At 69.8% G+C, this 17,632-nt stretch carries 15 protein-coding genes and 1 riboswitch; of the genes, 11 read left to right on the forward strand and 4 right to left on the reverse strand.

Annotated elements, in window-relative coordinates:
- The first annotated feature begins 1 nt into the window (after position 1).
- The 3 genes from ACIP6U_RS26405 to ACIP6U_RS26415 all read left to right on the forward strand — a co-directional run bounded on the left by ACIP6U_RS26405 (position 2) and on the right by ACIP6U_RS26415 (position 3,439).
- The gene (locus ACIP6U_RS26405) at positions 2–1,927 is read left to right on the forward strand and encodes a family 2A encapsulin nanocompartment cargo protein cysteine desulfurase (protein WP_401722474.1); all 1,926 of its coding nucleotides are present in this window, start codon (positions 2–4) and stop codon (positions 1,925–1,927) included.
- A 25-nt stretch (positions 1,928–1,952) separates the two neighbouring features.
- A complete protein-coding gene (locus tag ACIP6U_RS26410; protein ID WP_401722477.1) occupies positions 1,953–2,339 on the forward strand; it encodes an esterase-like activity of phytase family protein in 387 nt (128 codons plus the stop codon).
- Positions 2,340–2,416: 77 nt separating this feature from the next.
- A complete protein-coding gene (locus tag ACIP6U_RS26415) occupies positions 2,417–3,439 on the forward strand; it encodes an LLM class flavin-dependent oxidoreductase (RefSeq protein ID WP_401722479.1) in 1,023 nt (340 codons plus the stop codon).
- A gap of 58 nt (positions 3,440–3,497) precedes the next feature.
- Here ACIP6U_RS26415 and ACIP6U_RS26420 read toward each other — a convergent pair whose 3' ends face one another.
- The 4 genes from ACIP6U_RS26420 to gcvT form a co-directional block, all read right to left on the reverse strand.
- Entirely contained in the window at positions 3,498–4,865 is a 1,368-nt protein-coding gene (locus ACIP6U_RS26420; RefSeq protein WP_401722481.1) for an L-serine ammonia-lyase, read from the reverse strand.
- Positions 4,866–4,946: 81 nt separating this feature from the next.
- Positions 4,947–6,206 carry a serine hydroxymethyltransferase gene (glyA, locus tag ACIP6U_RS26425; protein ID WP_401722484.1) on the reverse strand — a complete coding sequence of 420 codons (1,260 nt, stop codon included), beginning with the start codon at positions 6,204–6,206 and terminating at the stop codon, positions 4,947–4,949.
- A gap of 14 nt (positions 6,207–6,220) precedes the next feature.
- Positions 6,221–6,598: a glycine cleavage system protein GcvH gene (gene gcvH, locus ACIP6U_RS26430; protein WP_401722486.1), complete on the reverse strand. Its 378-nt coding sequence runs from the start codon at positions 6,596–6,598 to the stop codon at positions 6,221–6,223.
- Positions 6,599–6,671: 73 nt separating this feature from the next.
- Positions 6,672–7,790, reverse strand: coding sequence for a glycine cleavage system aminomethyltransferase GcvT (gene gcvT / locus ACIP6U_RS26435; RefSeq protein WP_401722489.1), 1,119 nt, complete (start codon positions 7,788–7,790; stop codon positions 6,672–6,674).
- Positions 7,791–7,938: 148 nt separating this feature from the next.
- Positions 7,939–8,031, reverse strand: a riboswitch (glycine riboswitch).
- A 148-nt stretch (positions 8,032–8,179) separates the two neighbouring features.
- Here gcvT and ACIP6U_RS26440 point away from each other — a divergent pair.
- The 8 genes from ACIP6U_RS26440 (at position 8,180) to ACIP6U_RS26475 (ending at position 17,563) form a co-directional block, all read left to right on the forward strand.
- The gene (locus tag ACIP6U_RS26440; protein WP_401723091.1) at positions 8,180–8,854 is read left to right on the forward strand and encodes an AAA family ATPase; all 675 of its coding nucleotides are present in this window, start codon (positions 8,180–8,182) and stop codon (positions 8,852–8,854) included.
- Between the two features lie 265 nt (positions 8,855–9,119).
- Complete coding sequence (locus ACIP6U_RS26445; protein WP_401722492.1) at positions 9,120–9,911, forward strand: enhanced serine sensitivity protein SseB; 792 nt, start codon at positions 9,120–9,122, stop codon at positions 9,909–9,911.
- Positions 9,912–10,105: 194 nt separating this feature from the next.
- On the forward strand, positions 10,106–10,861 hold the full coding sequence (locus ACIP6U_RS26450; RefSeq protein ID WP_401723094.1) for an enhanced serine sensitivity protein SseB C-terminal domain-containing protein: 756 nt from the start codon (positions 10,106–10,108) through the stop codon (positions 10,859–10,861).
- A gap of 334 nt (positions 10,862–11,195) precedes the next feature.
- Positions 11,196–12,203 carry an ABC transporter permease gene (locus ACIP6U_RS26455; RefSeq protein WP_401722495.1) on the forward strand — a complete coding sequence of 336 codons (1,008 nt, stop codon included), beginning with the start codon at positions 11,196–11,198 and terminating at the stop codon, positions 12,201–12,203.
- A gap of 70 nt (positions 12,204–12,273) precedes the next feature.
- Positions 12,274–14,073 (forward strand): ABC transporter substrate-binding protein, encoded by a 1,800-nt coding sequence (locus tag ACIP6U_RS26460; RefSeq protein WP_401722498.1) that lies wholly within the window; start codon positions 12,274–12,276, stop codon positions 14,071–14,073.
- 111 nt (positions 14,074–14,184) lie between these two features.
- Complete coding sequence (locus ACIP6U_RS26465) at positions 14,185–15,183, forward strand: ABC transporter permease (RefSeq protein ID WP_401722501.1); 999 nt, start codon at positions 14,185–14,187, stop codon at positions 15,181–15,183.
- Complete coding sequence (locus tag ACIP6U_RS26470; protein ID WP_401722502.1) at positions 15,180–16,277, forward strand: ABC transporter ATP-binding protein; 1,098 nt, start codon at positions 15,180–15,182, stop codon at positions 16,275–16,277. The genes ACIP6U_RS26465 and ACIP6U_RS26470 overlap by 4 nt, the downstream gene beginning before the upstream one ends.
- 14 nt (positions 16,278–16,291) lie before the next feature.
- Positions 16,292–17,563, forward strand: coding sequence for an ABC transporter ATP-binding protein (locus ACIP6U_RS26475; RefSeq protein ID WP_401722504.1), 1,272 nt, complete (start codon positions 16,292–16,294; stop codon positions 17,561–17,563).
- Positions 17,564–17,632: the final 69 nt, after the last annotated feature.

The following is a 17,632-nucleotide window of genomic DNA, read 5'->3' on the forward strand; positions in this document are numbered from 1 at the left end:
CATGACCACGCCCTCACCCACCGATAACGGATCCGCCCCGGCGTGGCTGCCGGACGAGGAGACGCTGAGCAGGCTGGCCGGGGAGTTCTTCCGAGCCCTCCCCGGGCAGCCGACGGACATGGGCGCCGACCTGGGTACGGACACGGGAACCCCGGTCCCCGACGGCCACCCGACCCCGGCCCTCGACGGCCACCCGGCTCCGCTCCCCGACGGTCACGCGCAAGGGCCTTCGGGCCCTCCGCACAGTGCGCAGGCCCCGACGCAATGGCCGACGCCGACCGGTCTGCCGGTCCGGTCCGAGTGGCCCGCGCCCACCGGCCTGCCGGCCGCGGACCCGCCCCCTCCGGCGCCGACCGCCGGAATGAGCCCGCCCTCCGGGCCGCCCCCGACCAGCGCCCCGGCCACGTTCGCGGCGACCGCGCCCGGCCTCGCCGGCCCCACCCCGGAGGTGCCGGCCCCACCGGTGGCCCCCGCTCCCTCCGGGCCGTACTACTTCCTCACCGAGGCACCCGGCCTCCCCGCCCAGCCGCCGGAGCTGCCCGGCTTCGGGCACCTGGGGCTGCCGCCCCTCCCGCCCCTCTTCGAGTCCGCGGCGCCGACGGCGACGGCGACGCCGTACTACTTCCTCCGGGAACCCGGCGAACCCGGTGTGCCCGACGCACCCGGCGCACCGGAGGGGCTGCCGGTCGACCCGCACCCGGCGTTCGACGTGCACGCGGTGCGGCGGGACTTCCCGATCCTGTCCGAGCTGGTCAACGGGCGTCCGCTGATCTGGCTGGACAACGCTGCGACCACGCAGAAACCGCAGGCGGTGCTGGACCGGCTGGTCGAGTTCTACTCGCGGGAGAACTCCAACATCCACCGCGCGGCACACGAGTTGGCGGCCCGCGCGACGGACGCGTACGAGGGCGCCAGGAACACCGTCGCCCGGTTCGTCGGGGCGGGCTCCGCCGAGGAGATCGTGTTCGTCCGGGGCACCACCGAGGCGATCAACCTGGTCGCCAAGGCGTGGGGGCCCAAGAACCTCCGCGCGGGCGACGAGATCGTGCTCTCCCACCTGGAGCACCACGCCAACATCGTGCCCTGGCAGATGATCGCGCAGCAGACCGGCGCGGTGATCAAGGTGATCCCGGTCGACGACGACGGTCAGGTGCTGCTCGACGAGTACACCGCGCTGCTGTCCGACCGCACCAAGCTGGTGTCGGTCACCCAGCTCTCCAACGCGCTCGGCACCGTCGTACCGGTCGAGCAGATCATCGAGAGCGCGCACCGGGCCGGCGCACGGGTCCTCGTCGACGCGGCGCAGTCCGTCCCGCACCTGCCGATCGACGTCACGGCGCTGGACGCGGACTTCCTGGTCTTCTCCGGGCACAAGCTGTTCGGACCGACCGGGATCGGCGTGCTCTACGCCAAGCGCGAGGTCCTCGAGGACATGCCTCCGTGGGAGGGCGGCGGCAACATGATCACCGACGTCACCTTCGAGAAGTCCAGCTACCAGCCCCCGCCGGGCCGCTTCGAGGCCGGTACCGGCAACATCGCGGACGCGGTGGGGCTCGCCGCGGCCATCGACTACGTCGAGCGCATCGGCCTGCCGAACATCGCCGCCTACGAGCACACCCTGCTCGAACACGCCACCGAGGGCCTGCGCGGGGTGCCCAGACTCCGGCTGATCGGCACGGCCCCGAACAAGGCGAGCATCGCGTCCTTCGTCCTGGACGGCTACGAGCCCGCCGAGGTTGGCACGGCCCTCAACGAGGAGGGAATCGCGGTGCGTTCGGGCCACCACTGCGCGCAGCCGATCCTGCGCCGGTACGGCCTGGAGGCCACGGTCCGTCCGTCGTTCGCCTTCTACAACACGCACGAGGAGGTGGACACGCTGATCACAGCGGTCCACCGGCTGGCGGGCCGACGCGGCGGTCACCACTAGCCCGGGCCACCACCTCGAGTCACTGGTGCCACGCTGCCCGGACGGGATCCCGTCCGGGCAGCCTCAGCTACGACGCGAAGTCGGGCACGTACTGGTCCTGGAGCGCGCCTCGATCTACGCCGACAACAACTGGAAGTCCCGCATCTACCTGGTCGACCTCCATGGCGCGACGAACGTCCTGGGCCGGGACTCCCTCACCGCCGTGCCGGGACACCGGATCAAGCCGGTCCGTAAGACGCTCGTCACCGACCTCTCCGACGTCCCAGGGCTGACCCGCGTCGACAACGTCGAGGGCATCACCCTCGGCCCCCGCCTCCCCGACGGCCGCCGCACGGTCGTCCTGGTCTCCGACGACAACTTCGCCGCCCGCCAGGTGACGCAGGTGATCGCCTTCGCGGCGCACGGAATCTGACGTTCGTCAGGCACGTCGTCCGGTCGGCCCGGTCCTGGTGGGGGAATCAAACGCGGCCGCCGGACGCTTTGGCGTGCGTGAAAAAGATAGGTTTCCTCTCGTTCGGTCACTGGTCGCCGAGTCCGCATTCCAAGACGCGGTCCGGCGCCGACTTCCTGCACCAGTCCATCGATCTGGCGGTCGCCGCCGAGGAGCTGGGCGTGGACGGCGCGTACTTCCGCGTGCACCACTTCGCCCAGCAGGCGGGCAGCCCGTTCCCGCTGCTCTCGGCCATCGGCGCGCGGACCTCGAAGATCGAGATCGGCACCGGCGTGATCGACATGCGCTACGAGAACCCGCTGTACATGGCGGAGAACGCGGGCGCGGCCGACCTGATCTCCGGCGGCCGACTCCAGCTCGGCATCAGCCGTGGCTCACCGGAGCAGGTGATCGACGGCTGGCGCTACTTCGGCTACGCCCCCGAGGAGGGGGAGACCGGCGCGGAGATGGCCCGCCGGCACGCCGAGGCGTTCCTCAAGGTGATCGAGGGGGAGGGCTTCGCGCAGCCGAACCCGCGGCCGATGTTCCCCAACCCGCCGGGACTCCTGCGCGTCGAGCCGTACTCCGAGGGGCTGCGCGAGCGGATCTGGTGGGGCTCCAGCTCGAACGCGACCGCCGTCTGGGCCGCGAAGCTGGGGATGAACCTGCAGAGCTCCACACTGAAGGACGACGAGACGGGCGAGCCGCTGCACGTCCAGCAGCGCAAGCAGATCGAGGCGTACCGCGAGGCGTACAAGGAGGCAGGCCACACGCGCGAGCCGCGGGTGTCCGTCAGCCGCAGCATCTTCGCCCTGACCGACGACGTGGACCGCGCCTACTTCGGCCGCGACCGCAACTCGCGGGACCAGGTCGGCATGATCGACGACACGACCCGGGCGATCTTCGGCCGCTCGTACGCCGCCGAGCCGGACGCGCTGGTGAAGCAGCTCCAGGAGGACGAGGCCATCCAGGCCGCGGACACCCTCCTGCTCACCGTCCCCAACCAGCTCGGGGTCGACTACAACGCCCATGTGCTGGAGAGCATCCTGACCCAGGTGGCACCGGAGCTCGGCTGGCGCTGAGTGTTCTGCCCGCCCTGCGTGCGGGGCGGGCGCTGTGCGGCTCGGCGGCCTGGACGCCTCAGCACTCGATGATGTTCACCGCGAGCCCGCCCCGGGCCGTCTCCTTGTACTTCACGCTCATGTCCGCCCCGGTCTCCTTCATGGTCTTGATGACCTTGTCGAGGGAGACCTTGTGCGAGCCGTCCCCGCGCATCGCCATCCGTGCCGCCGTGACCGCCTTCACCGCGGCCATGCCGTTGCGTTCGATGCAGGGGATCTGGACGAGGCCGCCGACGGGGTCGCAGGTGAGGCCGAGGTTGTGCTCCATGCCGATCTCGGCCGCGTTCTCGACCTGTTCGGGAGAGCAGCCGAGGACCTCGGCCAGGGCGCCGGCCGCCATCGAGCAGGCGGAGCCGACCTCGCCCTGGCAGCCGACCTCGGCGCCGGAGATGGAGGCGTTCTCCTTGAAGAGCATGCCGATCGCGCCGGCCGCGAGCAGGAAGCGGACCACGCCGTCCTCGTCCGCGCCGGGCACGAAGTTGATGTAGTAGTGCAGGACGGCCGGGATGATGCCGGCGGCGCCGTTGGTCGGGGCGGTCACGACCCGGCCGCCCGCCGCGTTCTCCTCGTTCACGGCCATCGCGTAGAGCGTGATCCACTCCATCGCGTGCGCCAACGGGTCGCCCTCGGCGCGCAGTTGGCGGGCCGACATGGCGGCCCGGCGGCGGACCTTCAGGCCGCCCGGCAGGATGCCCTCGCGGGCCATGCCGCGCGAGACGCACGCCTGCATCACCCGCCAGATGTCGAGGAGCCCCGCGCGGATCTCCTCCTCGGTGCGCCAGGCACGCTCGTTCTCCAGCATCAGGGCGGAGATCGACAGACCCGTCTCCTTCGTCAGGCGCAGCAGCTCGTCGCCCGTGCGGAAGGGGTACTTCAGGACCGTGTCGTCCAGCTTGATCCGGTCCGCGCCCACCGCGTCCTCGTCGACGACGAAGCCGCCGCCCACCGAGTAGTACGTCTTCGACAGCAGCTCGGCGCCCGCGGAGTCGAACGCCCACAGGGTCATGCCGTTGGCGTGGTAGGGCAGGGTCTTACGGCGGTGCAGGACCAGTTCGTCGTCGAAGGAGAACGGGATCTCGTGCTCGTCGAGGAGCCGGATCCGCCCCGCCGCCCTGATCGCCTCGACCCGCGCGTCCGCCCCCTCCACGTCCACCGTCCGCGGCGAGGCGCCCTCGAGACCGAGCAGCACCGCCTTGGGCGTGCCGTGCCCGTGCCCGGTGGCGCCGAGCGAGCCGTACAGCTCGGCGCGGACCGACGCGACGGACTCCAGCAGCTCCTCGTTGCGCAGCCGGCGCGCGAACATGCGGGCCGCGCGCATCGGGCCCACCGTGTGGGAGCTGGACGGGCCGATGCCGATCGAGAACAGGTCGAAGACCGAGATGGCCACGGGAACTCCTCAGAACGCTTGGTGGTGCGGGGTGGGGCACCGCGCTCACCTTCCAGTGTGCGCGGTGCCCCGAGGGGCCGACTACAGCCCGGGGTACAGCGGGTGTTTCGCGGCGAGCGCGGTCACGCGCGCCTTGAGCGCCTCGGCGTCGTACACGGGCTTGAGCGCCTGCGCGATCACGTCCGCGACCTCGGCGAAGTCCTCGGCCGTGAAGCCGCGGGTGGCCAGCGCGGGCGTACCGATGCGCAGACCCGAGGTCACCATGGGCGGCCGCGGGTCGTTCGGGACGGCGTTGCGGTTGACCGTGATGCCGACCTCGTGCAGTCGGTCCTCGGCCTGCTGCCCGTCGAGTGCGGACTCCCGCAGGTCGACCAGGACCAGGTGCACGTCGGTGCCGCCGGACAGGACGTTCACCCCGGCCTCGCGCGCGTCGGCCGCGGTGAGGCGCTCGGCGAGCAGCCGGGCACCCTCCACCGTACGCCGCTGGCGCTCCTTGAACTCCTCGCCCGCGGCGACCTTGAAAGAGACCGCCTTGGCCGCGATCACGTGCTCCAGGGGACCGCCCTGGAAGCCCGGGAAGACGGAGGAGTTCAGCTTCTTCGCGAACTCCTTCTTCGCCAGGATGATCCCGCCGCGCGGACCGCCGAGGGTCTTGTGGGTGGTGGAGGTGACGACGTCCGCGTACGGGACCGGGTTCGGGTGCAGGCCCGCGGCCACCAGGCCCGCGAAGTGCGCCATGTCGACCCAGAGATACGCCTCGACCTCGTCGGCGATCCGGCGGAACTCCGCGAAGTCCAGCTCGCGCGGGTACGCCGACCAGCCCGCGATGATCACCTTGGGCCGGTGCTCCTTGGCGAGCTTCTCCAGCTCGGCCATGTCGACCAGACCGGTCGCGGAGTCCACGTGGTAGGCGACCACGTCGAACTGCTTGCCGGAGAAGTTCAGCCGCATCCCGTGGGTGAGGTGACCGCCGTGCGCCAGGTCGAGCCCGAGGATGGTGTCGCCGGGCTTGGCCAGCGCGAACAGGGCGGCCTGGTTGGCGGAGGCGCCCGAGTGCGGCTGCACGTTGGCGTACTCGGCGCCGAACAGGTCCTTGACCCGGTCGATCGCGATCTGCTCGACCACGTCGACGTGCTCGCAGCCGCCGTAGTAGCGGCGGCCCGGGTAGCCCTCGGCGTACTTGTTGGTGAGGACCGAGCCCTGGGCCTCCATGACCGCGACGGGCGCGAAGTTCTCGGAGGCGATCATCTCCAGCGTGGACTGCTGGCGGTGCAGTTCGGCGTCGACCGCGGCGGCGACGTCCGGGTCCAGCTCGTGCAGGGGCGTGTTCAGTGCGGACATGCGTCTGTGACCCCTCAGCCGGCCGTCTCGGCGGCGTACTCGTCGGCCGACAGCAGGTCGGCGGGCTCCTCGGTGTAGCGGACCTTGAAGAGCCAACCGCCCTCGAAGGGGGCCGAGTTCACCAGCGACGGGTCGTTCACCACGTCCTCGTTGATCTCGGTGACCTCGCCGCTGACCGGCGAGTACAGGTCGCTGACCGACTTGGTCGACTCCAGCTCGCCGCAGGTCTCGCCCGCGGTCACCTGGGAGCCGACGTCGGGGAGCTGGGCGTAGACGACGTCACCGAGCGCGTTGGCCGCGTACTCCGTGATGCCGACCGTCGCGACGCCGTCCACGGCGGCCGACAGCCACTCGTGCTCCTTGCTGTAGCGCAGCTGCTGGGGATTGCTCATGGCCTGGATTCTCCTGTACGCGGGGGAGTGTGGGTGAAGGGTGAAGAGGTGCGGGGGAGCACTGCGGAAAGTGTTACTTCCGGCGCTTGTAGAACGGCAGCGCCACGACCTCGTACGGCTCGTGGCTGCCCCGGGTGTCCACGCCGACCCCGGCCGTGCCGGGAGCCGCGTGGGCCGCGTCGACGTAGGCCATCGCGATCGGCTTGCCCAGCGTGGGGGAGGGGGCGCCTGAGGTGACCTCACCGATCACCTGGCCGTCGGCGACCACGGCGTACCCGGCACGGGGGACACGGCGGCCCTCGGCGACCAGGCCGACGAGGACGCGCGGTACGTCGTGGTTGAGGTTCTCGAGGGCCTCGCGCAGCGCCTGGCGCCCCACGAAGTCGCCCTCCTTCTCGAACTTCACCACCCGGCCGAGCCCGGCGTCGAAGGGGGTGAGCGAGGCGCTCAGCTCATGCCCGTACAGCGGCATGCCCGCCTCCAGGCGCAGCGTGTCCCGGCAGGACAGACCGCAGGGGATCAGGCCGACGCCCTCGCCCGCCTTGGTCAGCGCCTGCCACAGCTCGACCGCGTGCTCGGGCTTCACGAACAGCTCGAAGCCGTCCTCGCCGGTGTAGCCGGTGCGGGCGATGAGGGCGGGGACACCGGCGACCGTGCCGGGCAGACCGGCGTAGTACTTCAGGCCGTCGAGGTCGGCGTCCGTGAGGGACTTGAGGATGCCGGGGGACTCCGGCCCCTGGACGGCGATCAGCGCGTAGGCGTCCCGGTCGTCGCGCACCTCGGCGTCGAATCCGGCCGAACGTTCCGTCAGCGCGTCGAGCACGACCTGGGCGTTGGAGGCGTTGGCGACGACCATGAACTCGGTCTCCGCGAGGCGGTAGACGATCAGGTCGTCCAGGATGCCGCCGTCGGCCCGGCAGATCATGGTGTAGCGGGCGCGGCCGACGCCGACGGAGGCGATGTTGCCGACGAGGGCGAAGTTCAGGAGCCGGTCCGCCTGCGGGCCGGTGACGGTGATCTCCCCCATGTGGGAGAGGTCGAAGAGCCCGGCCTTCGTGCGTACGGCGAGGTGCTCGTCGCGCTCGGAGCCGTAGCGCAACGGCATGTCCCAGCCGGCGAAGTCGGTCATGGTCGCGCCCAGCGAGCGATGCAGGGCATCGAGCGCGGTGTGACGGGGTTCGGTGCTGCTCATCGGACGTGAGTCTCCCAAGGCATGACGGCGAGGTCGTTCCTCCCCATCTGTCATCGGAACCTGAGAGGTTCGTCATGACCGCACGGGACATGACTTGCACCTTGGGTGGGGCCACCGGCAACACCGGGGGCCCGCTTTTCAGATGTGCCTCGCCCGCGCGGTAACGGGGCCTGAGAGATTCAAGGGAGGGACTTGCTCCTTCGGCGCCCCAGGTGACTGGGGACTCTCCCGCGCGGATTCAAACGGCCGGTATGCAGTTGGCGCGCACATCATCGCACAGGCTCTGTAACAGGCTTGTGGCCGGAACCGAACGGAACCGGGAGACACCGTGGATTACCTTCTCTTTACATTCGGTGGGGAGAAGCTTTCCTGACCCGGCAGGGAGGACGATCACGGTGACAAGGACCACGGCGTACGCGGCGACCTCGGCCGTCGCGCTGCCCCAGCAGGCCCCGGCACCCGCCCGCGAGCGCTGCGCCGAGCGGCCGGCCCCGGTCGTCCGCGACCTGCGCGACCGCTCGGGCCGCAGCCCGCACGCCCTGCTCTTCGGCCCCCGCGACCTGGTGGTGATCACCGGCCTGCCGGGCAGCGGCAAGTCCACGCTGATGCGGCGCGCGGTCAAGGGCATCCGCATCGACTCCCAGGACGCCCGCGACCGCTGGGACACCCGGGCGTCCCGCTTCCTGCCGTACGCCGTCTACCGCCCCCTGGTCCGCCTCGCCCACTACGCCGGTCTCGGCCGCGCCCTGCGCGCCGGCGCCGGCGTCGTCGTGCACGACTGCGGCACCCAGGCCTGGGTGCGCGGCTGGCTGGCCCGCGAGGCCCGGCGCCGCGGCGGCATCCTGCACCTGGTCCTGCTCGACGTGCCCCCGCGCACCGCCCTGGCGGGCCAGCGCGACCGCGGCCGGGGTGTCTCCCGCTACGCCTTCCTGCGCCACCGCACGGCGGCCGGCCGGCTGATCCGCTCCGTGGAGCGCGGCGACCTGCCCGAGGGCGTCGGCTCGGCGGTGCTCCTGGACCGGGACGCGGCGGACGTGCTGCGCAGGATCGGATTCACGGGCTGAGGTGCCGCCGCCGATGGGCCGCCGTCGAGCCGTGCCGCCCCGGGGCCGCCGCACTCGTCGACCCGTGCCGAGGCGGCAGTGGCCCGCGGCGGGCGGTGCCCGGACCGGGCTCGCGCCGGGACCCTACGGTCCGGCCGCCGTCCCGGCCCGTGCGTTGCGCGGACGGTGCGCCGGGCGAGATCGGCCGCACGAGCCCACCGCCAGGGCCCCCGTACCCGTTAGCCTTTGCTGCCACAGCGGTACTTCACAGCAGGCGGTCGGACAGATGGACTTCCCAGCGGATCTCCCCGCGGAGTTTCCCATGCAGGCGCACCCCCATCCGCACGGCGGATGGCCCGGCAACGAGCTGGAGGAGGTGCTGTCGGCGTCCCTCGGCGTGCCCATGGCGGGCGGCCGGATCGTCGAGGTGCTCAGCCGCAGCTTCCTCTGGATCCCGCTGCCCAGCGGCGGCGGCCCGCACAGCGGCCCGCTGGACCTGCCCACGCTGGAGATCGAGGGCCAGGCGTACGTCCCGGTCTTCAGCTCCGAGGAGCAGTTCCGGCATGTCGTCGGCTCGCATCTGTCGTACACGATCGCGCCCGCCGTCGAGTTCGCCCGCGGTCTGCCCCCGCAGGTCGGCATCGCCGTGAACCCGGACGGCATGGTCGGGATCCCGCTCCCGCCGGCCGCCGTCGCCGAGCTGTGCCGCATCGGCCGCACCCTCCTCGACGGCCCCACCTCCGGCGGCCGCGTCCGCCTCTTCGAACCGGACTGGCAGGACGACCCGGTCGACTTCCTCGCCGCCGCCTCCGCCGAGTTCGAGACAACTCCCGTGATCCGCACGGCCCGCCGCTGCCTCGCCGCGATCGAGACGGCGGACCCGGTGATGTTCGTGGGCGTGGAACTCTCCGAATGGGAGGGCGACCTACGAGCCGTTCCCCTGGAGGCCCTGGGCCGAGCCCTGGCCAAGTCCCCACCCCAGTGGCCGGTCAACCTGGTCCTCCTCGACGTGACGGACGACCCGGTGGCGACGTGGATGAGGCAACAGGTCAGGCCGTTCTATCAAGCCGTTCACTGAACGTACCCAGGGGCGCGGGGCTGTGCCAATATGCGGCTCCGCCGCGTGGGCGCGACCAGCCACAATCAACCCGCACTCGCCGACGGACATCAGGCCAACACCCCGTAGGCGCATAAGCTGTCACAGAAACGCGGGGCCACTTCGAAGGGGCGGTAAGACACGTGAGCGCGAGCCTCAGCGGCAGCGTGGAGCACATGCTGCGCCAGGTCACGCCAGGGCGCTACGACGCCTACGAGGCCCTGCTCCGCGCCCTCGCGACCCCCGGTGCGGGCCAGGTCTGGATGCTCCTGTGGCACGGCCAGTCCGGCTCCCCGGACGCCCAGTACGGAAACATGGAGGTCGAGGGCCACGGCTACGCCCCGTGCGTCACCTCCGCCCAGGAGCTGTCCGCCAGCGGCTGGAACCGCTCGTACGAGGTCGTCGACGGGGTCGACGTGGCCCGCACGCTCTATCCCGACCACTTCGGCCTCTGGCTCAACCCGCACGCCCCCGGCGGCGGTGTCGGCATCCCGTGGCTGGATCTGCGCCGGATCGCCACCGGCCTTGAGCGCCAGCCCGCGGGCCCGCTGCGGCTGTCCGAACCCGGCATCGAGATCCCGCAGTTCTACGCCCTGCTCGCGCACAACGCGCACCGCACCCCGGCCGTCCGCGCGCTGCGCCGCGCCTGGGTGCAGCCGGCGCTCGGGGCGCCGTATCTGGCCATCGGTCTCGACGTGTACGACACCTCGCCGCCCGCGGTGGACGCGGTGCGGGCGATGATGCAGCAGTCGATCGGCGCGGTCCCCGAGGGCCTGCCGGTGTCGACCGTGGCGATGTCGGACGAGGACGACCCGGTCGCGATGTGGATGCGGGCCGGCGCCCGGCCCTTCTACGACCGTGAGGCGCACGCGGCTCCGGCCCAGGCCCCCGCGGCCGGGTACGGCTATCCACCGGCGCCTGGCGGATACTGAGCGGGCGCGCACTGGTCCAGACCGGCGCACGAGCTGGTCCAGACCGGAGAAGTGGTGGGTCTGCGCGCGTAGATAGCGGCGGAAGATCCGTCTGCTTACCAAATGTCCGGATTCATCCGCGTCCGACCCCCGTTACCCGCTGTCCGGATAACGGAACCCCTCTGACCTCATCACGTTTACGCATCCTTTCCCCGTCAAGTCTGGCAACAGATCGCCAAAGCGTTGAAGACTCCCGCACCAGGGGCTCTTTGTGCCCCGAGTACGACGGACTGATCACGCCGCTACAGCGGCAAGTGCGGGCCGGCTACCGCCGGTTGAGAGGGGTCCCTGCCAGATGACGGCACCATTGCACGAGCCGACCGCGGAAGCGGCCCCGAGTGCGGCCGAGGAAGCCGCGGTCGCAGCCGCCGGCGCCAAGACCGTTCAGGGACGTTCCCTGGGCCGGATCGCCTGGGAGCGCCTGAAGCGGGACAAGCTCGCCCTGACAGGCGGCATCGTGGTGGTCGTCCTCATCGTGGTCGCCCTGCTCGCGCCGGTGATCACCAACCTGCTGGGGCAGGACCCGGACGCCTACCACGAGAACCTGATCGACCCGCTGTTCGGCACCCCCAAGGGATCCCTGGGCGGCATCAGCGGCGAGCACCTGCTGGGCGTCGAGCCGGTCAACGGCCGCGACATCCTCGCCCGCATCCTCTACGGCGCCCGCGTCTCGCTCCTGGTGGGCTTCCTGTCCGCCGTCGTCGCGGTCGTCCTGGGCACCGTCCTGGGCATCCTGGCGGGCTTCTTCGGCGGCTGGGTGGACTCGCTCGTCAGCCGCGTGATGGACGGCCTGCTGGCCTTCCCGCAGCTGCTCTTCACGATCGCCCTGGTCTCCGTGATGCCGAACGAACTGCTGGGCCTCTCCGGGTCCAACGTGCGCGTCTTCGTGATGATCCTGGTCATCGGCTTCTTCGGCTGGCCCTACATCGGACGCGTGGTGCGCGGCCAGACCCTCTCGATGCGTGAGCGCGAGTACGTCGAGGCCGCCCGATCGCTGGGCGCCGGGCGGTTCTACATCCTGTTCAAGGAACTGCTGCCCAACCTCGTGGCGCCGATCATCGTGTACACGACGATGATGATCCCCACCAACATCCTCACCGAGGCTGCTCTCAGCTTCCTGGGCGTGGGCGTCAAGCCGCCCACGTCGTCCTGGGGACAGATGCTGTCGAGCGCCATCGACTACTACGAGTCGGACCCCATGTACATGGTGGTCCCGGGTGTGGCGATCTTCATCACCGTCCTTGCCTTCAACCTGTTCGGCGACGGCGTGCGTGACGCGCTGGACCCGAAGGCGTCCCGCTGAAAGAGCCGTACCCCAATCGTCCCGTGGCACCAACACGGGGTCTCTCATCTAATCCGGAGGATCCGAGATCGTGACTACCCAACGCACCTCAGGGCGGCGTAAGAAGGCATTTGCCGCCGCTGCTGCGGTCGCCGCACTGCTGGCCACGGCGGCGTGCGGCGGCGGCAACGACGACAACGGCGGCGGCGGTTCGAAGACCGGCGCGGCCGGCTTCGACGCGGCCAACAACAAGGTCGCCCAGGCCTCTCTGGCCAAGAAGGGCGGCACGCTGCGGTTCGGTGGTGCCCAGGACGCCGACTCGTGGGACACCACGCGTGGCTACTACGGCTTCATGTGGAACTTCGCGCGCTACTACAGCCGCCAGCTGGTCACGGGCAAGACGGAGCCGGGCAAGGCCGGCGCCGAGCTCACCCCGGACCTCGCCACCGGTCTCGCCAAGGTCTCGGACGACGGCAAGACGTACACGTACACCCTGCGTGACGGCATCACGTGGGAGGACGGCAAGCCGATCACGTCCAAGGACGTGAAGTACGGCATCGAGCGTGTCTGGGCGCAGGACGTGCTGTCCGGCGGCCCGACGTACCTGAAGGACTTCCTGGACCCCAAGGGCGAGTACAAGGGTCCCTACAAGGACACGTCCAAGGACAAGCTCGGTCTGAAGTCCATTGTCACCCCGGACGACAAGACCATCGAGTTCCACCTGCCGAAGGCCAACTCGGACTTCCAGGAGGTGCTGGGTCTGGTCTCGGCCTCCCCGGTCCGCCAGGACAAGGACACCAAGTCCAAGTACGGCCTCAAGCCGTTCTCCTCGGGCCCGTACAAGTTCGAGTCCTACAGCCCCGGCAAGAGCCTGACGCTGGTGCGCAACACCGAGTGGAAGCAGTCCTCGGACCCGATCCGCAAGGCGTACCCGGACAAGATCACCGTTCAGTTCTTCTCGGACGCCAACCAGCTGGACCAGCGTCTGCTCAACGGTGACCTGGACCTGGACATCAACCAGACCGGCATGTCCCCGCAGGGCCGCACCACCGCCCTGAAGGAGCACAAGGCCAACCTGGACAACCCGGTCTCGGGTTACATCCGCTACGCGACCTTCCCGCAGAGCGTGAAGCCGTTCGACAACGCCGAGTGCCGCAAGGCCGTCATCCTCGGTGCGGACCACGTCTCGCTGCAGACCGCCCGTGGTGGCCCGGTCGCCGGTGGTGACATCGGCACCAACATGCTCCCGCCGTCCGTCCCGGGCTCCGAGGGCCAGAAGTACGACCCGTACAAGATCTCCGGCGCGAACAAGAACGGCAACGTCGAAGAGGCCAAGGCGGCTCTGAAGGCGTGCGGCAAGCCGAACGGCTTCTCCACCACCATCGCGGTGCGCAACAACAAGCCGGTCGAGGTCGCCACGGCCCAGTCGCTCCAGGCGTCGCTGAAGAAGATCGGCATCAACGCCCAGATCGACCAGTTCGACGGCTCGCAGACCACCGGCATCATCGGTAGCCCCTCGAACGTGAAGAAGAAGGGCTACGGCATCATCATCATGGGCTGGGGTCCGGACTTCCCGACCGTCCAGGGCTTCGGTCTCCCGCTGTGGGACAGCAAGTACATCGCGGAGAGCGGCAACAACAACTTCGCCCTGATCGACGACAAGACCATCGACGGTCTGTTCGACCAGTACGTCACGACGCTGGACGAGGCGGGCAAGACCAAGATCTCGACCGAGATCAACCACAAGGTCATGGAGGGCGCGTACTACCTGCCCTTCACCTTCGAGAAGTTCATCAACTGGCGTGGTGACAACCTCGCGAACGTCTACACGTCGGACAACTACAGCGGCATGTACGACTTCGTGAACCTCGGTCTGAAGTCCGCGAAGTAATCCCGGCACACCCGCCGAACGGCACGAAAGGCAGGTGAAGGCCGGCGCGGCGTGGTCGCGGGCCATCGGATGACCTCCGGTGGCCCGCGGCCCCGCGGCGGGCCGTAAGCTGTGCTCGCTTACCTGATCAGGCGGCTGTTCGCCGCCGCTGTGATGCTCGTGGTCATCGTGATGGTGGTCTTCGGCATCTTCTTCCTCGTCCCCAAGTGGGCGGGCGTGGACATCGCCTCGAGCTTCGTGGGCAAGCAGGCCGACCCGGCTGCGGTCGAGGCCGTCCGGCAGAAGCTGGGCCTGAGCGACCCGATCTACTCCCAGGTCTGGGAGTTCTTCAAGGGCATCTTCGCCGGTCGCACCTACTCCGGCGGCGGCGACGTCACGCACTGCGCCGCGCCCTGCTTCGGCTACTCCTTCCGCAGCGAGCAGGCCGTCTGGCCGGTGCTCACCGACCGCTTCCCGGTGACCCTGGGACTGGCGCTCGGTGCCGCCGTGCTGTGGCTGGTCATCGGTGTCTCGGCGGGTGTGCTCTCCGCGCTCAAGCGGGGCACCATCTGGGACCGCGGCGCGATGGTCGTCGCGCTGGCGGGCGTCTCCCTCCCCATCTACTTCACCGGTCTGCTCAGCCTGGCGATCTTCGCCTTCGGGCTGAAATGGATCGACGCGCAGTACGTGCCCCTGGACCAGAGCTTCAGCGGCTGGTTCGGCGGCATGATCCTGCCCTGGATCACCCTCGCCTTCCTGTACGCGGCGATGTACGCCCGGATCACCCGCGCCACCATGCTGGAGATCCTCGGCGAGGACTACATCCGCACCGCACGGGCGAAGGGCCTCAAGGAACAGGTCGTCATCGGCAAGCACGCCATGCGCTCCACGATGACCCCGATCCTGACCATGCTCGGCATGGACCTCGGCGCCCTCATCGGCGGCGCCATCCTGACGGAGTCGACGTTCAACCTGCCCGGCCTCGGCCGCGCGGTGCTCGACGCCATCAAGAACCAGGACCTGCCCATCATCCTGGGCGTCACCCTGATCACTTCTCTCGCCGTGCTGCTCGCCAACCTCGTGGTGGACATCCTGTACGCCGTGATCGACCCCCGAGTGAGGCTGACATGACCGAACTGAGCAAGAGCGGAGCAGCCCTGGGTGAGCCCACCGCCGCCTCCGCCGCGCCGACCTCCTTCCTGGAGGTGCGCGACCTCAAGGTGCACTTCCCGACCGACGACGGCCTGGTCAAGTCCGTCGACGGACTGAGCTTCACGCTGGAGAAGGGCAAGACCCTCGGCATCGTGGGCGAGTCCGGCTCCGGCAAGTCGGTGACCTCGCTCGGCATCATGGGCCTGCACACCGCCGGCCAGTACGGCAAGCGCAAGGCGCAGATCTCCGGCGAGATCTGGCTGGACGGTACCGAGCTGCTCTCCGCCGACCCCGACCACGTACGCAAGCTGCGCGGTCGCGAGATGGCGATGATCTTCCAGGACCCGCTGTCCGCGCTGCACCCGTACTACACGATCGGCCAGCAGATCGTGGAGGCGTACCGGATCCACCACGACGTCTCCAAGAAGGTCGCGAAGAAGCGCGCCGTCGAGATGCTCGACCGGGTCGGCATCCCGCAGCCTGACAAGCGGATCGACAGCTACCCGCACGAGTTCTCCGGCGGTATGCGTCAGCGCGCGATGATCGCGATGTCGCTGGTCAACAACCCCGAGCTGCTCATCGCGGACGAGCCGACGACCGCCCTGGACGTGACCGTCCAGGCGCAGATCCTCGACCTGATCCGGGACCTGCAGACGGAGTTCGGCTCCGCGGTCATCATCATCACCCACGACCTGGGCGTCGTCGCCGAGCTGGCCGACGACATCCTGGTGATGTACGGCGGCCGGTGCATCGAGCGCGGACCGGCCGAGAAGGTGTTCTACGAGCCCCGCCACCCCTACACCTGGGGCCTGCTGGGCTCGATGCCGCGGCTGGACCGTGAGCAGCAGGAGCGCCTGATCCCGGTCAAGGGTTCCCCGCCCTCGCTGATCAACATCCCGTCCGGCTGCGCCTTCAACCCGCGCTGCCCGTACGCGGACGTCCCCAAGGACAACGTCACCCGCACGGTCCGCCCCGAGCTGACCGAGGTCGGCAGCCAGCACTGGGCCGCCTGCCACATGACGCAGGAGCAGCGGGAGCGGATCTGGACCGAAGAGATTGCGCCGAAGCTGTGAGCGAGGACAAAGCGGTGACCATTCCTGCGCCGAGCGAAGGTGCCACCCTCACCAAGGACGCCGCCCCCGGCGAGACCCTGCTGAAGGTGACCGGGCTCCAGAAACACTTCCCGATCAAAAAAGGCCTGCTCCAGCGGCAGGTCGGCGCCGTGCACGCGGTCGACGGCCTCGACTTCGAGGTCAAGTCGGGTGAGACGCTGGGCGTCGTGGGCGAGTCGGGCTGCGGCAAGTCGACGATGGGCCGGCTGATCACCCGGCTGCTGGAGCCGACCGGCGGCAAGGTCGAGTTCGAGGGCAAGGACATCACGCACCTCGGGGTGGGCGGCATGCGTCCGCTGCGCCGCGATGTGCAGATGATCTTCCAGGACCCGTACTCCTCGCTGAACCCGCGCCACACCATCGGCACGATCATCAGCGCCCCCTTCAAGCTCCAGGGCGTCACGCCTCCGGGCGGGGTCAAGGCGGAGGTCCAGCGGCTGCTGTCGGTCGTGGGCCTCAACCCCGAGCACTACAACCGCTATCCGCACGAGTTCTCCGGCGGTCAGCGCCAGCGCATCGGCATCGCCCGCGCGCTCGCCCTGAAGCCGAAGCTGGTCGTGGCGGACGAGCCGGTCTCCGCGCTGGACGTGTCGATCCAGGCCCAGGTCGTCAACCTGCTGGACGACCTCCAGCAGGAGCTCGGCCTGACGTACGTGATCATCGCGCACGACCTCTCGGTGGTCCGGCATGTCTCGGACCGGATCGCGGTGATGTACCTCGGCAAGATCGTGGAGCTGGCCGACCGCGAGTCGCTGTACCGGGCGCCGATGCACCCGTACACCAAGGCGCTCATGTCCGCGGTGCCGATCCCGGACCCGCGGCGCAAGAACACCAAGAGCGACCGCATCCTGCTCAAGGGCGACGTGCCCTCGCCGATCTCCCCGCCCAGTGGCTGCCGGTTCCACACCCGGTGCTGGAAGGCGACGGAGATCTGCAAGACGACCGAGCCGGTGCTCGTCGAGCTGAAGCCCGGCCAGCAGGTCGCCTGCCACCACCCGGAGAACTTCGAGGACCAGGCCCCGCAGGACACGGTGCTGCTGACCGTGGCCAAGGAGGCGGCCGAGCTGGTCGCCGACGAGGTGCTGGCGGAGTCGGCGGAGACGTCGGCCGCGGTGGCGGCCGAGGTCGAGGAGATCGCGGAGGCCGCGGCGGAGTCCTCCGAGCCGGTCGGGACCGTCGAGTCTGCTGGGTCCACCGAGGCTCCGGCGGCGTCTTCGGGCGAGAGCCAGGAGTCAACCGACAAGTAGCGCATGACGAGTTGGCAAAGTCATGCACATGCCCGAACGGGAGAGTTCAGAGTCGTCCGTGTCCGACTT

The organism is Streptomyces sp. NPDC088794 (genome assembly GCF_044750545.1).
Taxonomy (GTDB): domain Bacteria; phylum Actinomycetota; class Actinomycetes; order Streptomycetales; family Streptomycetaceae; genus Streptomyces.

Coding starts and splice junctions, on each gene's coding strand:
- ACIP6U_RS26405 (WP_401722474.1), top strand. CDS start 2: ATGACCACGCCCTCACCCACCGATAACGGATCCGCCCCGGCGTGGCTG.
- ACIP6U_RS26450 (WP_401723094.1), top strand. CDS start 10,106: ATGCTGCGCCAGGTCACGCCAGGGCGCTACGACGCCTACGAGGCCCTG.
- ACIP6U_RS26470 (WP_401722502.1), top strand. CDS start 15,180: ATGACCGAACTGAGCAAGAGCGGAGCAGCCCTGGGTGAGCCCACCGCC.
- glyA (WP_401722484.1), bottom strand. CDS start 6,206: ATGTCCGCACTGAACACGCCCCTGCACGAGCTGGACCCGGACGTCGCC.
- gcvT (WP_401722489.1), bottom strand. CDS start 7,790: ATGAGCAGCACCGAACCCCGTCACACCGCGCTCGATGCCCTGCATCGC.
- gcvH (WP_401722486.1), bottom strand. CDS start 6,598: ATGAGCAATCCCCAGCAGCTGCGCTACAGCAAGGAGCACGAGTGGCTG.
- ACIP6U_RS26445 (WP_401722492.1), top strand. CDS start 9,120: ATGGACTTCCCAGCGGATCTCCCCGCGGAGTTTCCCATGCAGGCGCAC.
- ACIP6U_RS26455 (WP_401722495.1), top strand. CDS start 11,196: ATGACGGCACCATTGCACGAGCCGACCGCGGAAGCGGCCCCGAGTGCG.